The sequence below is a fragment of the Xanthomonas citri pv. mangiferaeindicae genome, assembly GCA_002240395.1.
Lineage (GTDB): Bacteria > Pseudomonadota > Gammaproteobacteria > Xanthomonadales > Xanthomonadaceae > Luteimonas > Luteimonas citri_A.
Window position 1 is genome coordinate 3,041,028 of sequence record CP016836.1, and the last position, 19,370, is coordinate 3,060,397.

A 19,370-nucleotide genomic window follows, 5' to 3' on the forward strand; every position below is an offset into this window, starting at 1 on the left:
CGTACTCGCTCCAGGCGAACCCGTCGAGCCGGGGCTCTTATCAAGTCCCCGCACACCCAGAAACGCAAAACGCCCCTTGCGGGGCGCTTTGCATTTCTGGCGGAGAGAGGGGGATTCGAACCCCCGAAGCGCGGTTTAGACGCTTACACACTTTCCAGGCGTGCTCCTTCAACCACTCGGACACCTCTCCGGATCTGTCCCGCGCGGGCCGCGGGGCGGCACGCTGCGACGGCTGGACCGCCGCGGGCCGGCCATTCTAGCTGGGCCGGGGCCCGGTCACAAGGAAGGGGGACGGCCGTGGCAGAATAGCGGCATGTCCTATCTCGTCCTCGCCCGGAAGTGGCGTCCGAAGCGGTTTGCCGAGCTGGTCGGGCAGGAGCACGTCGTGCGTGCGCTGACCAACGCGCTGGAGACCGGCCGCGTCCATCACGCCTTCCTGTTCACCGGCACCCGCGGCGTCGGCAAGACGACGATCGCGCGCATCTTCGCCAAGAGTCTGAATTGCGAGCGGGGCACCTCGTCCGACCCTTGCGGGGAGTGCGAGACCTGCCTGGCGATCGACGCGGGGCGCTACATCGACCTGCTGGAGATCGACGCGGCCAGCAACACCGGCGTCGACGATGTGCGCGAGCTCATCGACAACGCGCAGTACATGCCCTCGCGCGGCCGGGTGAAGGTCTACCTGATCGACGAAGTGCACATGCTGTCGAAGTCGGCGTTCAATGCGCTGCTCAAGACGCTCGAGGAGCCGCCGGGGCATGTGAAGTTCCTGTTGGCGACGACCGACCCGCAGAAGCTGCCGGTCACCGTGCTCTCGCGCTGCCTGCAGTTCAACCTCAAGCGGCTGGACGAGGACCAGATCCAGGGCCAGATGACCCGGATTCTCGCGGCCGAGGGCATCGCGGCGGATGCGGCGGCGATCCGGCAGCTCTCCAAGGCGGCCGATGGCAGCCTGCGCGACGGGCTGTCGCTGCTCGACCAGGCGATCGCCTACACCGGTGCGGGCGGCGAGGGCGGTGCGCTCGCCGATGCGGCGGTGGCGACGATGCTCGGCAGTGTCGACCGCACACGGGTGGGCAACCTGTTGTCCGCGCTGGCGCAGGCCGATGGCGCGCGGCTGATGGCCGAGGTCGCGGCGCTGGCCGAGTTCTCGCCGGACTGGTCGGGCGTGCTCGATGCGCTGTCCGAAGCGTTGCACCGCATCCAGGTTCGCCAGTTGGTGCCCGAGGTTGGCATCGAGGCCGATGGTCTGGATCTGGATACGCTGGCCGCGTCGGTGCGGCCGGAGGTCGTGCAGCTGTGGTACCAGATGGCACTCAATGGCCGCCGTGATCTGGCTTTGGCGCCGAGTCCGCGTGCGGGCTTCGAGATGACGGTGCTGCGGATGTTCGCGTTCCGCCCGGCCGAAGGCGGCAATGCCGGTGCCCCGACGGGCGGCGGTGCCGGGCAGGGCCGGGCATCCGGGCCGGCTGCGGCGCGGGCCGCGCTGGGCGATGCGTCCGCGGCGGCGCCGCGGGCGGCCGCATCGGCGCCGGAGGCCGCAATGCTGGCGCGTCCGGTGCCGCGTGCGCCGGTCGATGCGGTGCCGATGGCGGCTGCCGGCCAGGGCATCGACATGCCGCGCAAGGCGCCGCCGGCCGCTCCGGCTGCACCTGTCCCCGAACCTAGCCCTGCGCCGCGTGCCGAGCCGCCTGCGGCTCCCGCGCCGCGCGCCGAACCGGCGCCGCAGGCGGCCAAGCCGTCGATGACGCTCGATGCCGACGGCTGGCTGGACCTCGTGGCCGATCTGCCGTTGCGCGGCCCGGTGCGTGAGTTGGCGGCCAGTGCGGCCTTCGTCGCGCTCGACGGCGATGTGCTCAAGCTGGCGTTGCCCGAATCCGACGAGCACCTGAAGGCGCCGATCATGGTCCACCAGTTGGCGTCTGCGCTCGCCGGGCCGCTGGGCGCGACGCCGCAGATCCGCTTCGAGACCGCGGCCGCGCGCACCGCGCCGACGCTGCACGAGCGCAATGCGCAGCAGCGCGATGCGCTGCAGGCGGCGGCCGAGCAGAATTTCCTCTCCGATCCGGACGTGCAGCGCCTGATGTCGCAGCAGGGCGCGCGCGTGGTGCCGGATTCCATTCGCCCCTACGACGAACAAGGACTTTGATGATGCGTGGAAATATCGGCCAGCTGATGCAGCAGGCCCAGAAGATGCAGGAAAACATGCAGCGCGTGCAGGAAGAGCTGGCCAACCTCGAGGTCGAGGGCAGTGCCGGCGGCGGCATGGTCAGCGTCACGCTGACCGGCGCCAAGGCTTGCCGCAAGGTGCGCATCGATCCGTCGGTGCTGTCGGACCCGGAGATGGCCGAAGACCTGATCGCGGCGGCGTTCAACGACGCGTCGAACAAGGTCGACGAGGAATCGAAGGCGCGCATGGCGGGCGCCACCGCCGGCATGCCGCTGCCGCCGGGCATGAAGCTGCCGTTCTAAGGCCCGCGGTCTCTAGGGCGGGGCGCCTCGGCGCGCTCCGTTCGCCGAGGCGCACCGCGGTTCACTGCGGCACGCGCATCGTGGCCCTTCCTTCTGACCTTCGTCGCGCATGTCCGCATTGCTGGAACAACTGATCGATGCGTTGCGCGTACTGCCCGGGGTTGGGCAGAAGTCGGCGCAGCGCATGGCCTATCACGTGCTCGAACGCGGGCGCGAGGGCGGCGCGCGGCTGGCCGCGGCGTTGGCCGAGGCGGTCGAGAAGATCGGCCACTGCGCGCGGTGCCGCGACTTCAGCGAGACGCCGGTGTGCCCGACCTGCGCCAGCGCGTCGCGCGATGCGCAGACGCTGTGCGCGGTCGAGACGCCGGCTGACCGGCTGGCGATCGAACAGGCCACCGGCTACCGCGGGTTCTACTTCGTGCTGCAGGGCCGGCTGAGTCCGCTCGATGGCATCGGCCCGCGCGAGCTGGGCCTGGATCTGTTGGCCGCGCGGCTGGCCGAGGGCGAGGTGCGCGAGTTGATCATCGCCACCAATCCCACAGTCGAGGGCGAGGCGACTGCGCATTACCTGGCGCAGATCGCGCGCCAGCACGGTGTGCGGCCCAGCCGTCCTGCGCATGGCCTGCCACTGGGCGGCGAACTGGAGTTCGTCGATCGCGGCACGCTGTCGCATGCGTTCGGCAGCCGCAGCGAAATCGGCGATTCGTAATCCACGCGCGGGGCTGCGTTCGGTCTGAGCCGAAGGCGCGACAGCGGTATGCTCTGCGCCATCGCGAATCACGAGTGACGGCTTTCATGACCATCTTCCACAAGATCATCCGCCGCGAGATCCCGGCCGACATCGTCTATGAGGACGAGCACCTGATCGCGTTCCGCGACATCGGCCCGCAGGCGCCGGTGCATGTGCTGTTCGTGCCCAAGCAGGATTACGCGACGCTCAACGATGTGCCCGAGGACGCGCCGGAAGTCATCGGCCGGCTCGCGCTCGCCGCCGCGCGCTATGCGAAGGCGCAGGGGTTCGACAAGGACGGCTATCGCATCGTCATGAACTGCAACGACCACGGCGGGCAGACGGTGTACCAGATCCATCTGCACCTGCTCGCCGGCGCGCCGCTTGGGCGGTTCGGCACGCCCGCGTAAGCGCGTGGGCGCGGGCTTACCAGTAGCCCCACCACGGCCAGGGCGCGGGGCGGGTCAGCACGTCGACCGTCTCGCGTACCGGCCACAGGTAGACCACGTCGGCGTCGAGGCGCGGGAAGCGGTAGTCGTACTCGCCGATCCGGCGGGTGTCATAGCCGGCGATGCGGCCGGTGAAGGTGACTTCGCGGTTCTTCTCGAACACCGCCGGGTCGTAGAAGCCGGCGCGGCAGGCGATGAAGCGGCCGTTGGTGTCGTCGCTGGCCCAGTACGGGCGGCCAGTCGCGGTGAGCCGGGTGGCGATCATCTCGAAACACGTGGCGTCGGGTCGTGGTTCGACCTGGACGATGCGTCCGCCCCAGCGCACTGCGGTGCCGGTGTAGTCGCCCTGCACGGCGGCATGCGGCGTGGGCGATTCGGCGAAGCCGCCCTGCAGCGGCCTGGGCTGCGAGGCGCAGGCGCCCAGCAGCAGGGCCAGGGCGCTGATGGGCAACAGACGGGCGGGGCTCATCGGGAAGTCTCCTTCGCAGCGGGCGTTGCGGTGGGGCGATGCGCGCGCAGGTCGCGCGCCAGCGTGGGGTCGGCCGGGGCGGCAGCGTAGCGTGCGGCGACGAAACGGCGGGTGAGTGCAGCCAATTCGACGGCGTCGCCGGTGGCCGGCGCAATGCGCGCCGCCCAGGCCGAGGCGGGCTCGTGCGGCAGGCGGCCAAGGCCCCGGCGGGCATAGCGCCGGCCGAGCTGGTGCCAGGCGCGGAGCACGGGGTCGCGCTCGCGTTCGCTGCGGGCGATCAGCCACCCCATTGCGCCCAGCGCCAGTAGCGCGACGACGGTGAGCAGCACGACCAGGCCGCTCGCGCCCAGGGCGCCGAGGCCGAGCCGTTGCAGCATCGTCTGCTGGCGGTCGGCATCGAAACCGAGGACGAAGTCGTTCCAGCCGCGTCTGGCCCAGTCGCCGAGGTCGAAGATCGGGGCGAAGCGTGCGCCGCCGATGCGTCCGGCCGCGAGGCGGTCCTCGAGCGTGTCGTAAATGCGTTCGGGCGCGACCGCGGCGGTCGGGTCGACCCGCACCCAGCCGCGGCCGGCGAGCCAGACTTCGCTCCAGGCGTGGGCGTCCATACGTCGCACCAGCCAGTAGTTGCCGTAGGCGTTGCGGCGGCCACCGACGTAGCCGGTGACCACGCGTGCGGGAATCCCGGCCTCGCGCATCAGCACGGTGAAGGCCGAACTGAAGTGCTCGCAGAAGCCGGCCTGCTGGTCGAACAGGAAGTCGTCGATCGCGTGCCGGCCGGGCAGCGGGGTGTCCAGGGTGTAGGCGAAATCGCGCTCGATCCAGGCCAGCGCGCGCGCGATCAGCGCCGCGTCGTCGGGGGTGTCGGCGCGCCACTGCCGGGCGAGCGCGCGGGTGCGCGGGTTCAGGCCGGCCGGCACGCGCAGGGCCTCGGCGCGTGCGAGCGCGGGCAGTTCGGCCTCGAACTGTTGCGGCGGCGCCGAGCGCAGGCGCCAGCGGCTGACGCTGTCGAGCCGGCGCGGGCTGCGCAGGGTGTAGTCGCGCGTACCGCGCACGCCGTTGGGCAATGCGGTCGGCAGATCCAGCGCGACCAGCAGGTCGCGACCGGTCGGTTCGATCACGACCTCATAGTCCCAGGTCGGCGTGCCGTGGACGACCAGGTCCGGGGTGGGCGGTGGCCGCCGGCGTGAGCGCGTCCAGGTCCGGCCGTCGTAGTCGGTGAGCGTCGGCCCGCGCCAGTACATCTGCGAGACCGCCGGCTCGGGGCCGGTGAAGGCCGCGCGCAGCGCCGGTGAGTCGTCGGCCAGCAGGTCGAGCCATTGGCCTGTGCCCATCTCGTCCGACAGCCCCGGCGTGGCCGAGGCGCGGTCCGGCACGCCCCACAGCGGCGTGGACAGCCGCGGGAACAACCAGAACACCGCCAGCGCCAGCGGCAGGCCGAGCGCGATCAGGCGCAGCGCGGTGCCCCATCGGCGGCGGTCGCTGTCCGGCGCCAGGCCCGATTCCGCATCCGACAGCGCGAGCAGGGCGACCACCACCAGCAGCGTGCCGGCCAGGCCCAGCAGCAGCGACAGCGGGCCCTGATCCAGCAGGAAGGTGGCGAACGGCGCGAACAGCGCGAAGCCGAGCAGGCTGCGGGCATCGCGCAGCGTGCGCAGCTCGGACGGCTTGACCGCCAGCATCGCCGCGAGCAGGGCGCATCCGGTCTCGCGTCCGACCGTGCCGCCGGCCTGGGCGAGCACCCACCCGAGCAGAGCGAGGGCGGCGGCGCCGCGCAGCCAGGCCGGCAGCTGGCGGCGGCCGGAGACCGACGTGACCAGGACCCCGACCGCGGCGACGACGATCGCCACCGGTAGCGCAAGCTGCAGCAGCAACGGCAGCAGGCACACCGCCGCGGCCAGCAGCGTGCGGTGGCGTCCGCGGTCGTCCAGCAGCTGGCCCGTAGTGCGTGTCATGGGCGGTCGGGCATTAGCGCGAGTACGCGCAGGCAGGCCTGGCGGTGGTGCGCGCCGCGGTCGGGGCCGAGCGGCGGATGGCCGGGCACGCGCAGCAGCCAGCGCACGCCGTCGCGCTCGGCGGCGTCGACCCAGCGCGCGAGCCGGCCGATGCGTGCCTCGTGAGCGAGGCCACCCAGCGTCGCCCAGTCGAGCACGACGTCGGTCCCCTGCGGCCGCTCGAACTCGCGCACGACCAGGGCGTCGCGTCGGGCCGAGGATTTCCATGCGATCGCGCGCCGGGCATCGCCCTGGCGCCAGTCGCGCAGGTGGTGCAGGTCGTCGCCGGCCGGGTGCAGGCGCGCCTGTGCATCCTCGCCGGCGCCCAGCGGCAGCGGCGGACCGTGCGGCTCGGGTGTGGGATGCACCAGCAGCGGGACATCCGGGCGCACCCAGGCCCAGGCGCGGGCCAGACCCAGCGGGCGGGTACTGGAGATGCGGAGGCGCGGCGCGGCCATCCAGCCGCGGCGCTGCGTCGGCAGTGCCAGTGTGGCCTCGCCGCCGGTCTCGTCCAGCGACAGCGGCGCGGCAACGGCGTCCTCGCAATCGACCCGCAGGCCGCGGCGCTCGCGCCCTGGCGCGGCGTCCACGTGCACGTGCAGCAACATCGGCCGACCGGCCGGGACCGGTTCGCCGCGCACGGTGCGCACCTCCAGGCCGCTGAGTTGCAGTTGCGTCCACAGCAGGCTGGCCAGCGTCGCGCCGCCCAGCAGCAGACACAGCAGCAGCGCCGGGTTGTTGTTGTAGTTCAGCGCCCCGGCCGCCATCGTCGCCAGCAGCGCGATGACGAAGCCGCCGAACGGGGTGGGCAGCACGTAGATGAGCTGACGGTCGATGCGCACCGGCAGCGCTTCGGCGTGACGCGGGCGCATCCAGCGTTCGAGGCGACGGCGCAGGCCGGTGGCTGCCATCGCGTCAGTCGACCGGCACGGCCTGCAGGATGCCGGTCGCCAACGCATCGCCATCGCCGGCGTCGTCGGCGACCAGCCGGTGCGCGGCGATCACCGGAAACAGCCGCTGCACATCGTCGGGCAACGCGTGCGTGCGGTCTTCCAGCAAGGCCAGCGCGCGTGCGGCGCGCAGCAGGGCCAGCCCTGCGCGCGGTGACAGGCCGACACGGACGCCGGGGTGGTGGCGGCTGCGCGCGAGCAGCGCCTGCACGTAGTCGATCAGCGCAGCACTGGCGTGGACGGCGGTGGCGGCTGCGCGCATCTGATGCAGGTCGGCTTCCCCCAATTGCGGCAGCGTGCCGGCGATCAGGATGCGCCGGTCCTCGCCAGCGAGCAGCGCACGCTCGGCGTCGCGGTCGGGATAGCCGAGGTTGAGCCGCATCAGGAAGCGGTCGAGTTGCGAGTCGGGCAGCGGATAGGTGCCCGACAGGTCCACCGGATTCTGCGTGGCGATGACGAAGAACGGGTCGGGCAGAGCGTGCGTGGTGCCATCGACGGTGACCTGGTGCTCGGCCATCGCCTCGAGCAGCGCGCTCTGCGTGCGCGGTGGCGCGCGGTTGATCTCATCGGCCAGCAGCACGTTCGTGAACACCGGGCCGCCGTGGAACTCGAAGCGCCGCGCGGCGCCGTCGTAGACCGAGACGCCGACGACATCGGACGGCAACAGATCGGAGGTGAACTGCACGCGCTGAAAGCCGAGCCCGACGGTCGCGGCGATCGCATGCGCGAGCGTGGTCTTGCCCAGGCCCGGCAGGTCCTCGATCAGCAGGTGGCCGTCGGCGAGCAGCGCGACGAAGGTCATGGTGACCGCGGTCTCCTTGCCGAGCACCAGGCGATTGACCTGGGCGCGCGCCGACGACAGAGCGTTGCGCTGTGCGTCGGTTAGCATGGCGCGGGTCGTGGACGGATCGGGCATGCGCGGTCTTCCCTGCGACGTTCTTCTCCGAGTGTAGCGAGGTCGGGTGCAATGCGGCGGATCGAAATGCGCACGGTGTTCGTTGCGCTGTGGGTGCTGGTCGTCGCGCTGAAGCTGGCGATCGCGATGCGCTTGCCGCTGTTCGTCGACGAGGCCTTCTATTGGCTCGAGGGGCAGCGGCTGGCCTGGGCGTACTCGGATCTGCCGGGGCTGACCGCCTGGTTGATCCGGCTGGGCACCGAGCTGTTCGGTGATGGGCTGCTGGCGGTGCGCCTGCCGTTCGTCGCGATCTCGGCGCTGGTGCCGTGGTTGCTGGTGCGCCTGACCGCGCGTGAGTTCGACGCCGATGCGGCGTGGACCACCGGTTGCCTGGCGCTGTTGCTGCCCCTGCTGGGCTCGCTCGGCGTGATGGCCTTGCCCGATGCGGTGCTGGCGCTGGCGACGGTGCTGTGCCTGGACGCCGGCACGCGGCTGCTGCGCGGGGTGACCTACGGCGCGTCGCTGTTGCTCGCGCTCGGCCTGGCGCTGGGCGCGTTGAGCCATTACCGCTTCATCGCGGTGATCGCCGTGGGCATCGTCGCGCTGGCCTCGCTGCCGTCCGGCCGTGTGGCCTTGCGGGACCCTCGGGTGTGGATCGCGATCGCGTTCGGCGCCGCGGCCTGGGGGCCGCTGCTGGCCTGGAATCTGGCCAACGCCGAGGCTGGGCTGCGCTTCCAGATGGTCGACCGTCACCCGTGGGCGTTCCACCTCGATGGCTGGCAATTCCTGGTGATCCAGGCGGGGTTGGTGACGCCGCTGGTGTTCGCGGTGCTCGCACTCGCGGCCTGGCGCATGCGCCGCATGCCCGACGATGCCGCGCGCTTCCTCGCGCTGTGCGGCGCGTTGATCGTCGTCGGGTTCTTCGCGCTGGGCTTCGTCGCCGATACCGAGCGCGTCAGCTTCCATTGGCCGCTGCCGGGCTATCTGGCGTTGTTGCCGCTGGCCGGCTTCGTGCTGGTCGGCTGGCCGCGCTGGCTGCGCATGCTGACCTGGGTGACGCTGGTCGCCGGCTTCCTGCTGGTCAATGGCTACTACGTCGCGGTGTCCTCGCCACAGGTGCGCGAGCGTGCCACGGCGCTGAAGTGGTATCCATCGAACTTCGCCGGCTGGGACCAACTGGCCGATGCGGTGCGCGAGACGCGGGCGCAGATGCCCGACGACACGGTGCTGGTCGCCGACAACTTCAAGATCGGCGCGGAGCTCGGCTTCGCGCTGGGTGATCCGGACATCCGCGTGCTCGATCACCCGCTCAACCGCCATCACGGTCGCGCGCCGCAGCTCCAACTGTGGGGGCTGCAACTCGATGACCGCGCGCAGTTGCATGGTCGCCCGGCGCTGGTGGTGGTCGGCGCGACCGACGTGAAGTTCAGCGCGCTGCTCGAGCGCTATCAGCAGTTGTGCGCAACGCTGGGCAGCCTGCCGGTGACGCGTGTGGTCAACGTCGATCGCGGGGGACAGCGCTTCGTGTTGCTGCGCTTCGATCGCGACGCTGCGCCGGCCGCTGATTGCATCACGCCTGCCGTGGCCCATATCGATGCGCCGGCGCCGGGCGCCCGCGTGGCCGGGCAGGTCGACGTGAGTGGCTGGGCGATCAAGGACGTGGCCGGTGTCGAGTCGGTCGTGGTGACGTTGGACGGCGCGCCTGTCGCCACCACCCACTATGGGCTGCGCAACACGTTCGTCGGCGGCTTCCTGCAGGGACGCTCGCGCGATCCTGGGCAGCCGGACATCGCCTTTACCGCGACGCTCGATCTGCGCGATCGGCCGCCGGGCCTGTACTGGCTGGGGCTGGAGATCGTCGGCCGCGACGGCTCGATCGAGCGCTGGGCCGAGCAGCCACTACGCGTTGCCGCGCCTGAGTGATCGCAGGCGCCGCTGCTGCCTGCTGGCTTGAGTCGGCAGGCGGCGCGGACGAGAATCGGGAGTCCGGCCGCGTCGCGGTCGTCGACAGGGCCGCAGCATGCACAACCTCCGCGTTTCCATCGTCCAGGGCGCCACGATCTGGCACGACCCGGAGGCCAATCGCGAGTATTACGGCGGCCTGATCGCACCGCTGCGTGGCCTCAGCGATCTGGTGGTGCTGCCCGAGACGTTCACCAGCGGCTTCAGCAATGACGCGATCGAGCGCGCCGAGGACATGGACGGGCCCACCGTGGCCTGGATGCGCGCGCAGGCCGCCGCGCTCGATGCGGCCGTGACCGGCAGCGTGCAACTGCGCGACGGCGATGGCGTCTACAACCGCATGCTCTGGGCCACGCCCGATGGCAATTTGCAGTGGTACGACAAGCGGCATCTGTTCCGTTACGCCAACGAGCACAAGCGCTACGCGCCGGGCCGGGCGCGGCTGACGGTCGAACTCAAAGGCTGGCGGATCAATCCGCAGGTCTGCTACGACCTGCGCTTTCCGGTGTTCTGCCGCAACCGCTTCGATGTCGAGCGTCCGGGGCAACTGGACTTCGACCTGCAGTTGTTCGTGGCGAACTGGCCAGCGGCACGCGCCTATGCCTGGAAGACGCTGCTGCGCGCACGCGCGATCGAGAACCTGTGCTACGTGGTCGGCGTCAACCGGGTCGGCCGCGACGGCAACGGCCTGGACTACAGCGGCAACAGTGCCGTGCTCGATTTCCTCGGCACCCCGCTGAGCGAGTGCACGGATGCGGAAGTCGTCTCGACCACGACGCTGCTGGCATCGGAACTGGCCGCACACCGCGAACGGTTCCCCGCGATGCTCGACGCGGACCGCTTCGAGATCCTCGACGCCTGATCGTCGCGAGCGCTCGCCAAGGAGGGCGATGCTACGCAAGCGGGAAGGGCGACGCGAGGCTCCCAGCGCAAATGCCCGATGCGCTTCGCCTCCCCCGCGAGCGGGGGAGGCGAAGCGCAGCGCGCGTCGGGTGGGGCACGGGCTTTGCCTGGAAATCGCCCCCCACCCAACCCTCCACCCGTAAAGGGCGCAATGCCCCGCAAGCGGAGGAGGGCTTCGATCGCGCGCGCAGGGAGGGTATTGATCGCGCGCAGGGAGGTGCCGATCGCGGGCGGGGGAGGCCGGCGCGCAGCGCGCGTCGGGTGGGGCACGGGCTTTGCCTGGAAAGCTGGCCCCCACCCCAGCCCTCCACCTGTAAAGGGCGCAATGCCCCGCAAGCGCGGGAGGGAGAGAGGCTTTCCGGCCGCTAATAGGGTCCAGACACGACACGGGGCCCGAAGGCCCCGTGTTTGACGCAGTACTGGTCGCTGGCCTCAGCGACCGCCACCGCGCGGACCGCGATTGCCGCCGCCGGGCGGACGACCGCCGGGGCCGCGGCCGCCGCCTGGGCCACCCGGTCCGCGATTGCCGCCACCCGGACCGCGGGCGCCTGCCCCCTTCGGGCCGCGGTTGCCGCCCGGACGCGGGCCGCGCGGGCCGGCGTTGGGGTTGAAGCTGCCGGGGTTGGCGTGGTCGGACGGGAACGTCGGGGCGCTGTCGGGATGGCCATACGGCGCGCGCGGACGACCTGCGCCGGCGCCGGCCGGCTTCGAGGACCAGGGGCCCTGGCCGCCGCCGCGCGGACCTTGTCCACCCGGACCGCCGGGGCCGCGCTTCTTCGCGCCGGCACCGCCGTAGGGCTTCTTGGGACCGCGGCCGTCGGCGTTGCGATGGCCGCTGGGGCCGGTCTCCACGCCATCGGGCACGTACCAGGTGCGGAACGCGGCCGGGTTGCCCTCGGGCAGGGCGCGCGCACCCTTGTCTGCGCGTTGCTTGAACGGCTTGTGCGACTGCTTGGCGGCGGCGTCTCCGCTGACGGTCAGGCCGCCATGGGGCTTGCGCGGGCCGCCACGGCCACGACCGCGATCCTCGCGCACGTGGTCGAAGCGACGCAGCTCGCGCCCTTCGTCGGCGCCGCTGGTGTGGCCGTTCACATAGGCCTTGCCGGCGCCGCCCTTGCCCAGGTGCACCGTCGACTTGGCAGCCTTGCGCTGGCCGATCACCGGCTGCAGCGTCAGCGCCGGCGGCGGGCCTTCCTCGAGCTTGAGCTCCTTGCGCAGCGCCTCGACCTGCGCGTCGGGCAGTTCCTGCGACTGGCCGCGCAGCAGCGGCTGCGGCAGCACGACCTGGCCGTAGCGCACGCGCTTGAGCCGGCTGACCTGGCAGCCCTGCGATTCCCACAGCCGGCGAACCTCGCGGTTGCGGCCTTCCTTGAGCAGCACCTGGAACCAGTCGTGCGATTCGGTGCCGCCGATGCGCTCGATCTCGTCGAACTTCGCCGGCCCGTCCTCGAGCGCGACGCCGCGGCGCAGCCGGTCGACGATCTTCTCCGACACCGTGTCCTCGCCCTCGGGGGCGCGCACGCGGCACACGTACTCGCGCTCGACCTCGTAGGAGGGGTGCATCATCGCGTTGGCGAGTTCGCCGTCGGTGGTGAGCAGCAACAGGCCGGTGGTGTTGATGTCCAGGCGGCCGATCGCGATCCAGCGCGCGCCCTTGAGCGCGGGCAGGGCGTCGAAGATCGTCGGCCGGCCTTCGGGGTCTTCGCGCGTGGTGACTTCGCCCTCGGGCTTGTTGTAGATCAGCACGCGCGCCGGCTCGGTCAGCGCGCTGGCGACGAAGACCTTGCCGTCGAGCTCGATGCGGTCGCCGCCCTTGATCGACATGCCGGTCTGTGCGACCTCGCCGTTCACCTTGACCAAGCCGTCGGCGATGCGCTGCTCGAGTGCGCGGCGCGAGCCCAGCCCGGCCTGTGCGAGCACCTTGTGCAGGCGTTCTTCCAGGCGCGGCGCGGCCTCGGCGTCAGGCGTCTCGCCGCGCTTGAGCGACAGAGTGCGTGCGGGTTTTTCGGTGTTGCGTTGCTGCGTCATGTGGGGCTCCGGTCGCTGTCGCCGTCGGCGGCGAGGGCGGGGTCTTCGTCAGTGTTCGTGGAAGGTGCGGTGTCGGACGGGGCGTCCGGCGGAAGGTCTTGCGGTGCGTCCTGCGACGAGGCCGAGGCCTCGTCCGATGGGTCGGGGGCGGCGTCCGAGGCCTCGGGCGCCGGGGCGCTGTCGGCATCGTCGCTGGAGGCGGGATCGGCAGCGTCGTCGTGCCCGGCGATGCCGCCGATGCCCCGCGCGCCCTCGTCGCGGTCGCCCTCGGCGCCGGCCAGGCGCAGCTGCGGGTCGAGCTCGGCGAAATCCTTGAGCTCGGACAGCGGGGGCAGTTCGTCGAGCCGCTTGAGGCCGAAGTAATCGAGGAACGCCTTGGTGGTGCCCAGCAGTTCGGGGCGTCCGGGCATGTCGCGGTGGCCGACGACGCGGATCCACTCGCGCTCTTCGAGGGCCTTGATGATGTTGCTGTTGGTCGCCACGCCGCGGACCTGTTCGATCTCGCCGCGGGTGATCGGCTGGCGGTAGGCGATCAGCGCCAGCGTTTCGAGCGTGGCGCGGGTGTACTTGGTCTGGCGCTCGCTCCACAGCCGCGCCACCCAGCCGTGGACGTCGCTCTTGACCTGGTAGCGCCAGCCCGAGGCCAGCTCCACCAGCTCGACGCCGCGCTCGGCGCAAGCCGCCTGCAGCTCGGCCAGGGCCTGCTTCAGGCGCTCGTCGGGCGGCGCCTCGTCGAGCGTGAACAGCGCGCCGAGCTGGGCGACAGTCAGCGGCTGCGTGGAGGCCAGCAAGGCGGCCTCGACGATGCGGTTGATCAGGGTCTGGTCCATCGGGCGGTCGGAAGATCCAGAAAAAGAAGGGGTCAGGACTGCGGCGCGTCGGGGACGTCGTCGTCGAACTCGCTGGAAAAGCGCGTCGGCGGCGCTTCGCCGTCGGCGCTGGCCAGCGACTTGATGTAGATCGGCGCCAGCGGCGCTTCCTGCACGATGTCGAGCAGGCGTTCCTTGGTGAGCTCGAGGATCGACAGGAACGTCACCACCACGCCCAGCCGGCCTTCTTCGGGCTCGAACAGCGACTCGAAACGGTGGAACGCGCCGCCGGCCAGCCGGGTCAGCACCTCGCCCATGCGTTGGCGCACGCTCAGCGCCTCGCGCCGGATCGCATGGCCGGTGAACAGCTCGGCGCGCTTGAGCACGTCGTGCAGGGCCAGCAGCATCTCGCGCAACTCCACCTGCGGCGGCTCGCGGTTGGCCGGGCGCTCGGGCAGGGCGACCTGCGCCGGGGTGGTGTCGCGGTCCTGTCTCGGCAGGCGGTCGATGTCTTCGGCCGCCTGCTTGAAGCGTTCGTACTCCTGCAGCCGCCGGACCAGTTCGGCGCGCGGGTCGCCCTCGTCGCCTTCCTCGATCGCCGGCCGCGGCAACAGCATCCGCGATTTGATCTCGGCCAGGATCGCGGCCATGACCAGGTACTCGGCGGCCAGTTCGAAGCGCAGTTCCTGCATCACGCCGATGTAATCGACATATTGCTGGGTGATCTCGGCCACCGGGATGTCGAGGATGTCGAGGTTCTGGCGGCGGATCAGGTACAGCAGCAGGTCGAGCGGCCCTTCGAAGGCCTCCAGGATCACCTCGAGCGCGTCCGGCGGGATGTACAGGTCCTGCGGGATCTGCAGCACCGGCTGGCCGTGCACCAGCGCCAGCGGCATTTCCTGCTGCTGGGGCGAGGGGCCGGGGGCCGCGGGCGCGGTCTCGGGCTGGCTCATTCGGGGCGCGGCCGCATCGGGTCGCTCGGGAGCGGGATCACTGGCGAGGCATCATTGGCAGGGCGTGGCGACAGGACGGCGGCCACTGCGGCGCGGGTCCGATCGGGTGCGCGGCATCGGCCGGCGCGAGGGACTACGGTGCTGCGAGGACGTCTTCGGACCGTACGCCAAGCGCGAAGCGCGTCTGCAGGCGACAGGCGCGGAGATCGGAAGGCGTCGGACCCGGACCGGTGCGACGACCGCGGGCGGGCTGGCGTCTGGAGCGACGCGCCGCCGCGGCGGAACGGGGCCGGGGTTGCTGGGCACAGGGTACGCGCAGCGCCCCGGCCGTGTCCAGCGCCCTATGTCTCATGGCACACGCACTGGCCCGAGGTGATCCGGCGCGGAGATAACGGAGCGTGCGAACAAGAGGCAGGCTGCAGGTCGTCACGCGTCCGCCGCGCGCCCTGTATCTGTTGCGCCGCAGCATTACACGAGTGGATGAAAACGCTTACATTCCGCGGCAATCGCGTATAGCGGAGTGGGGATGAGCGTCACCATCAAGGACGTCGCGAAGGCCGCCAACGTGTCGGTAGCCACGGTGTCGCGCGCCCTCAACGGCCATCAGAACGTGGCCGATGCGGTGCGTCGGCGCGTGGCCGAGGCGGCGGCCCAGTTGCGCTACAGCCCGCACCACGCGGCGCGCAGCCTGAGCAGCCGGCGCACGCAGACCGTCGGCGTGGTGCTGCCCGACCTGCATGGCGAGTTCTTCTCCGAACTGATGCGCGGCGTCGACCAGGTCGCACGCACGCGGGGGCTGCATCTGCTGGTCTCGAGCTATCACGGCAATCCGGAAGCGCAGGGGGCGGCGCTGCGGGCGATGCGCGGCCGCGTCGACGGGCTGTTGCTGATGTCACCCTATGTCCACGACGCCGACTTCCTGGAGCGCAACGTCGACATCAGCCTGCCGCTGGTGCTGATGAACGCCGCAGGCGAGAGTGCCTACCGCTCGATCGGCATCGACAACTACGGCGGCGCCCGCGAAATGGTCCGCCACCTGGCGGCCGCGGGGCACCGCCGCATCGCCTTCATCACCGGTCCCGATGACAACGACGATGCGCGCGAGCGCCTGCGCGGCTATCGCGACGGTCTGGCCGCGGCCGGCCTCGGGCACGATCCTTGGGAACTGAAGGGCCAGTTCGACGAGGATTCCGGCCACCGGGCCGGCGAGGCCTTGTTGGCGATGGACGAGCGCCCCGACGCGGTGTTCGCGGCCAACGACATGATGGCGATCGGCTGTCTGTATGCGCTGGGCCGGGGTGGGGTCCGCACGCCGGACGAGGTCGCAATTGTTGGCTTCGACGATATCCCGCTTGCACGCTACGTTCACCCGGCGCTAACGACGATGCGCGTCGACATCGCTGAACTCGGCGCGCGCGCGCTCAAGGCGCTCGTGGCTCTGGAAGCGCATGTCGAGTGCGCGCCGCCCGGCGACGACGCGCTGTTGCGCCCCGTGCTGGTGGTCCGCGATTCCTGCGGCAGCCGGTCGCCGCAATGACCGCCACGCCATGCAAGGCACCTTGGGAGGGGCGCCGATGACGATCCGCACGCACTCACGAGACCTGCCCGGCCATTTCCTGTCCGGGTGACGGTCTCTCGCGCCCTGCGCATGACCGCGCATCCGGCCGCTGCCCCCCGCTTTTTTGTTTCTGCTCTCCGAATCCCCGATCCTTTCTTCAGAGAATCCCAGATGAAACCCCTTCGCCAACGCTCGCGTCTGATCTCGCGTTCCCTCCTCAGCATCGCATTGACAGGTTGTCTGTCGATGGCCGCGCCGGCCGTGCTGGCGCAGTCCACGGCGGCGACCATCCGCGGCCAGGTGACGGTCGATTCGGCGCCGGCAAGCGACGCGCGCGTGACCGCGATCAACACCGCGACCGGCCTGACCCGCAGCGTCGCGGTCGGCGCCAACGGCAGCTACAACCTCGCCGGCCTGCCGCCGGGCACCTACCGGCTGCAGGTCGAGGCCAATGGGCAGAGCAGCTCGCAGAACGTGACCGTGGCCGTCGGCCAGACCGCCACGCTGAATCTGGGCGTGGGCGGTGTCGCCGAGACCGCCACCGCGGGTGAGGCGACCGACATGGATGCCGTGCGCGTGACCGCCGAAGCCCTGGTCGAGACGAAGACCTCGGAAGTGGCGACCTACGTGTCGCAGAAGCAGATCGAGTCGCTGCCGCAGGCGACGCGCAACTTCCTCGCCTTCGCCGACACCGTGCCGGGCATGGTGTTCCAGCAGGATGGCAACGGCAACGCCAAGCTGCGTTCGGGCGGTCAGTCGGCCAACAACATCAATGTCTTCATCGACGGCGTCGGCCAGAAGAGCTACACGATGCCCGGCGGCGTGCCCGGCCAGGACTCGAGCCGTGGCAACCCGTTCCCGCAGTCGGCGATCGGTGAGTACAAGGTCATCACGTCCAACTACAAGGCCGAGTTCGACCAGATCAGCAGCGCTGCAGTTGTGGCTGCGACCCGCAGCGGTACCAACGAGTTCGAAGGCAGCTTCTTCTGGGATCACACCGCCGCCGAATGGCGGGCCCGGACCCCGGCCGAGCTCGACAACGGCACCAAGTCCGAGTCCAAGGAAGAACAGTACGGTGTGTCGTTCGGCGGACCGATCCTGCAGGATCGTCTGCACTTCTTCGTCGCCTACGAGGCAAAGGAATACAACACCCCGCGTACGCTCGAACTGCTCGATGACAGCCGCTACGACGAGGCCGATGTTCCGGCCGAACTCGTCGCCGGCATCGGCCCGGCGAACTCGCCGTTCAAGCAGGACATGTACTTCGGCAAGCTGAGCTGGTCGGTCGACGACTACAACCTGATCGAGCTGTCGACGCAGATCCGCCGCGAGGAGGAGACGATCCGCAACAACGGCGAGTTCACTGTCGACCGTGCCAGCTTCATCGACAACGATGTCAGCCGCTACGACCTGCGCTGGCAGTACAGCGGCGACCGCTGGCTCAACGACATGCACCTCACCTACGAGGATTCGGCCTGGGTGCAGCAGCCGCTGGTCGGCGGCAACGGGTACATCCTGACTGTGTCCGACTACAACGCCACGAGCGGGTTCCGCGAGAACACGCGCAACATCGTGAGCTCCGGTCCCGGCTCGGGCAACCAGGACAAGGGCCAGAAGGGCTGGTCGTTCCAGAACGATCTGACGTTCAGTGGTTGGGATGCGCACACCCTGAAGATGGGCGTGAAGTTCAAGCAGGTGGATCTGCTGTCGACCGAGCGCAACTTCACCAACCCGCAGCTGTACTACGACATCGCGCAGAGCACCGACCAGCCGTACCGGATCGAGTTCGGTCGCGCGATTCCCGGCACGCCTGGTGGCGTCTCGAAGTCGGACAACAAGCAGTTCGGCATCTACGTCCAGGACGACTGGGAGGTCAACGAACACCTGACGCTGAATTTCGGCCTGCGCTACGACTACGAGACCACGCCGGCCTACGAGGACTACGTGACCCCGGCTGGTCTGGCCGCCAACCTGCGCAACTATCCGAACCTGCAGAACTCCGACATCAATGTCGAGAACTACATCAGCAACGGCAGCAACCGCAGCGCCTACAAGGGCGCATGGCAGCCGCGCCTGGGCTTCTCCTACGATCTGGCGGGCGACCAGCGGCATGTGATCTTCGGTGGTGCAGGTCGGTCGTACGACCGCAACCTGTTCACCAATCTGCAGAAGGAGGAGCAGACGGTCTCCTACGCCGCGCCGTATCGCGTGTGGTTCACCGATGTCGATGGCCAGTGCCGCAATGGCGGCGGATGCGTCGCTTGGGACGACAGCTATCTGACCGAGGCCGGCCGCGACCAGCTGGTGAATTCGGGCCAGGTCTCGCGCGAGTACTACCTGATCAACAACGATTTGAAGGTGCCGTACTCCGACCAGTTCAGCCTCGGCATTCGCAACGCCTGGGACTTCGGCGAAACGACGTGGAACAGCGAGGTCGCCGTCGCCCATGTCCGGAGTCGCGACGGCCTGTCCGTGCGCCTGGGCAACCGTCGCCCGGACGGCAGCTTCTTCGAGCCGGGGAGCAATTTCGGTCCGCCGTGGAACTACGATCCGCCGTTCGGCCGCCTGGTGCTGTTGGACAATGGGCTCGAGACCCGCACCAACTCGTTGCTGGTGAAGTTCGACAAGCCCTATACCAATGCATCGGGCTGGGGGTCACGACCGCGTACACGTACACTGATGCCGAGCGGAACTCGAATGAAGACGGCGCCGGAATCTTCGATTGGCCCTACGCGGGTTATTACGGCTACCTGCCGGTTTCGCAGATTCCGCGGCACCGTTTCGTCACGACCGGCATCTGGGATGGTCCTGGCGGCATCACGTACTCGGGCAAGCTGACGCTCGAAAGCCAGCGCGAGCGCGTCGGTGTGAATCGTAGCCAGGGCGAGGCCTTCTTCGATTCGTATCGCCCCGATGGCACCTTCGGCCATCTGCAGCTCGACCTGGCGGCCCAGAAGGTGTGGCACGCCTCCGACGACATCAGCCTGCGTGTGCGCGCCGACGTGTTGAACGTGACCAACCGCTACAACTGGGAGTCGTACAACGACGATTGGACGAGCGCGAACTTCGGTCAGCACAACCTCGCGATCCGCTTGCCGACCCGCACCTTCAAGCTGTCGTTCGGCATCGACTGGTAAGTCACCCCGCTGCCGGTCCCCCTCGGGAGACCGGCAGTTTTATACTCCACCCTGAAAACGATTT

The 19,370-nt window shown here is 70.0% G+C and carries 14 protein-coding genes, 1 tRNA gene and 1 pseudogene; 8 read left to right on the plus strand and 8 right to left on the minus strand.

Annotation, left to right across the window (positions count from 1 at the left end):
- Positions 1-97 precede the first annotated feature (97 nt).
- A tRNA-Ser gene (locus tag BEN78_13260) sits at positions 98-190 on the minus strand.
- Between the two features lie 123 nt (positions 191-313).
- On the opposite strand from BEN78_13260, the gene BEN78_13265 reads away from it, so the two are divergent.
- The 4 genes from BEN78_13265 (at position 314) to BEN78_13280 (ending at position 3,612) form a co-directional block, all read left to right on the plus strand.
- A complete protein-coding gene (locus tag BEN78_13265; GenBank protein ID ASR44192.1) occupies positions 314-2,149 on the plus strand; it encodes a DNA polymerase III subunit gamma/tau in 1,836 nt (611 codons plus the stop codon).
- Between the two features lie 2 nt (positions 2,150-2,151).
- Positions 2,152-2,472 (plus strand): nucleoid-associated protein, encoded by a 321-nt coding sequence (locus BEN78_13270; protein ID ASR45133.1) that lies wholly within the window; start codon positions 2,152-2,154, stop codon positions 2,470-2,472.
- Positions 2,473-2,581: 109 nt separating this feature from the next.
- Positions 2,582-3,181 (plus strand): recombination protein RecR, encoded by a 600-nt coding sequence (locus BEN78_13275; protein ASR44193.1) that lies wholly within the window; start codon positions 2,582-2,584, stop codon positions 3,179-3,181.
- Between the two features lie 86 nt (positions 3,182-3,267).
- Positions 3,268-3,612: a histidine triad nucleotide-binding protein gene (locus tag BEN78_13280; GenBank protein ID ASR44194.1), complete on the plus strand. Its 345-nt coding sequence runs from the start codon at positions 3,268-3,270 to the stop codon at positions 3,610-3,612.
- 16 nt (positions 3,613-3,628) lie between these two features.
- On the opposite strand, the gene BEN78_13285 is transcribed toward BEN78_13280, so the two are convergent.
- Genes BEN78_13285 through BEN78_13300 form a run of 4 tightly spaced genes read right to left on the minus strand, consistent with a single transcriptional unit; the run spans position 3,629 to position 7,977 of the window.
- The gene (locus tag BEN78_13285) at positions 3,629-4,120 is read right to left on the minus strand and encodes a hypothetical protein (GenBank protein ID ASR44195.1); all 492 of its coding nucleotides are present in this window, start codon (positions 4,118-4,120) and stop codon (positions 3,629-3,631) included.
- The gene (locus BEN78_13290) at positions 4,117-6,072 is read right to left on the minus strand and encodes a hypothetical protein (GenBank protein ASR44196.1); all 1,956 of its coding nucleotides are present in this window, start codon (positions 6,070-6,072) and stop codon (positions 4,117-4,119) included. The genes BEN78_13285 and BEN78_13290 overlap by 4 nt, the downstream gene beginning before the upstream one ends.
- A complete protein-coding gene (locus BEN78_13295) occupies positions 6,069-7,022 on the minus strand; it encodes a hypothetical protein (GenBank protein ID ASR44197.1) in 954 nt (317 codons plus the stop codon). Before BEN78_13295 ends, BEN78_13290 begins: the two co-directional genes overlap by 4 nt.
- 4 nt (positions 7,023-7,026) lie before the next feature.
- A complete protein-coding gene (locus BEN78_13300) occupies positions 7,027-7,977 on the minus strand; it encodes an ATPase (protein ID ASR44198.1) in 951 nt (316 codons plus the stop codon).
- A 51-nt stretch (positions 7,978-8,028) separates the two neighbouring features.
- On the opposite strand from BEN78_13300, the gene BEN78_13305 reads away from it, so the two are divergent.
- A complete protein-coding gene (locus BEN78_13305) occupies positions 8,029-9,879 on the plus strand; it encodes a hypothetical protein (GenBank protein ID ASR44199.1) in 1,851 nt (616 codons plus the stop codon).
- Between the two features lie 97 nt (positions 9,880-9,976).
- A complete protein-coding gene (locus tag BEN78_13310) occupies positions 9,977-10,780 on the plus strand; it encodes a carbon-nitrogen hydrolase (protein ASR44200.1) in 804 nt (267 codons plus the stop codon).
- A 473-nt stretch (positions 10,781-11,253) separates the two neighbouring features.
- Here BEN78_13310 and BEN78_13315 read toward each other — a convergent pair whose 3' ends face one another.
- From BEN78_13315 to BEN78_13325, 3 genes are read right to left on the minus strand one after another with little or no spacing between them, the layout of a single operon-like run.
- Entirely contained in the window at positions 11,254-12,849 is a 1,596-nt protein-coding gene (locus BEN78_13315; protein ID ASR44201.1) for a hypothetical protein, read from the minus strand.
- Entirely contained in the window at positions 12,846-13,679 is an 834-nt protein-coding gene (locus tag BEN78_13320) for an SMC-Scp complex subunit ScpB (GenBank protein ASR44202.1), read from the minus strand. Before BEN78_13320 ends, BEN78_13315 begins: the two co-directional genes overlap by 4 nt.
- 32 nt (positions 13,680-13,711) lie before the next feature.
- Positions 13,712-14,611, minus strand: a complete 900-nt coding sequence (locus BEN78_13325; protein ID ASR44203.1) for a rifampin ADP-ribosyl transferase — start codon at positions 14,609-14,611, stop codon at positions 13,712-13,714.
- 526 nt (positions 14,612-15,137) lie between these two features.
- Between BEN78_13325 and BEN78_13330 the strand changes: the two genes are divergently transcribed.
- Both BEN78_13330 and BEN78_13335 read left to right on the plus strand, forming a co-directional pair.
- Positions 15,138-16,148, plus strand: coding sequence for a LacI family transcriptional regulator (locus BEN78_13330; protein ASR44204.1), 1,011 nt, complete (start codon positions 15,138-15,140; stop codon positions 16,146-16,148).
- A 192-nt stretch (positions 16,149-16,340) separates the two neighbouring features.
- Positions 16,341-19,306, plus strand: a pseudogene (locus tag BEN78_13335) (hypothetical protein).
- The last annotated feature ends 64 nt before the right edge of the window (positions 19,307-19,370 follow it).

Coding starts and splice junctions, on each gene's coding strand:
- BEN78_13265 (ASR44192.1), top strand. CDS start 314: ATGTCCTATCTCGTCCTCGCCCGGAAGTGGCGTCCGAAGCGGTTTGCC.
- BEN78_13270 (ASR45133.1), top strand. CDS start 2,152: ATGCGTGGAAATATCGGCCAGCTGATGCAGCAGGCCCAGAAGATGCAG.
- BEN78_13275 (ASR44193.1), top strand. CDS start 2,582: ATGTCCGCATTGCTGGAACAACTGATCGATGCGTTGCGCGTACTGCCC.
- BEN78_13280 (ASR44194.1), top strand. CDS start 3,268: ATGACCATCTTCCACAAGATCATCCGCCGCGAGATCCCGGCCGACATC.
- BEN78_13285 (ASR44195.1), bottom strand. CDS start 4,120: ATGAGCCCCGCCCGTCTGTTGCCCATCAGCGCCCTGGCCCTGCTGCTG.
- BEN78_13290 (ASR44196.1), bottom strand. CDS start 6,072: ATGACACGCACTACGGGCCAGCTGCTGGACGACCGCGGACGCCACCGC.
- BEN78_13295 (ASR44197.1), bottom strand. CDS start 7,022: ATGGCAGCCACCGGCCTGCGCCGTCGCCTCGAACGCTGGATGCGCCCG.
- BEN78_13300 (ASR44198.1), bottom strand. CDS start 7,977: ATGCCCGATCCGTCCACGACCCGCGCCATGCTAACCGACGCACAGCGC.
- BEN78_13305 (ASR44199.1), top strand. CDS start 8,029: ATGCGGCGGATCGAAATGCGCACGGTGTTCGTTGCGCTGTGGGTGCTG.
- BEN78_13310 (ASR44200.1), top strand. CDS start 9,977: ATGCACAACCTCCGCGTTTCCATCGTCCAGGGCGCCACGATCTGGCAC.
- BEN78_13315 (ASR44201.1), bottom strand. CDS start 12,849: ATGACGCAGCAACGCAACACCGAAAAACCCGCACGCACTCTGTCGCTC.
- BEN78_13320 (ASR44202.1), bottom strand. CDS start 13,679: ATGGACCAGACCCTGATCAACCGCATCGTCGAGGCCGCCTTGCTGGCC.
- BEN78_13325 (ASR44203.1), bottom strand. CDS start 14,611: ATGAGCCAGCCCGAGACCGCGCCCGCGGCCCCCGGCCCCTCGCCCCAG.
- BEN78_13330 (ASR44204.1), top strand. CDS start 15,138: ATGAGCGTCACCATCAAGGACGTCGCGAAGGCCGCCAACGTGTCGGTA.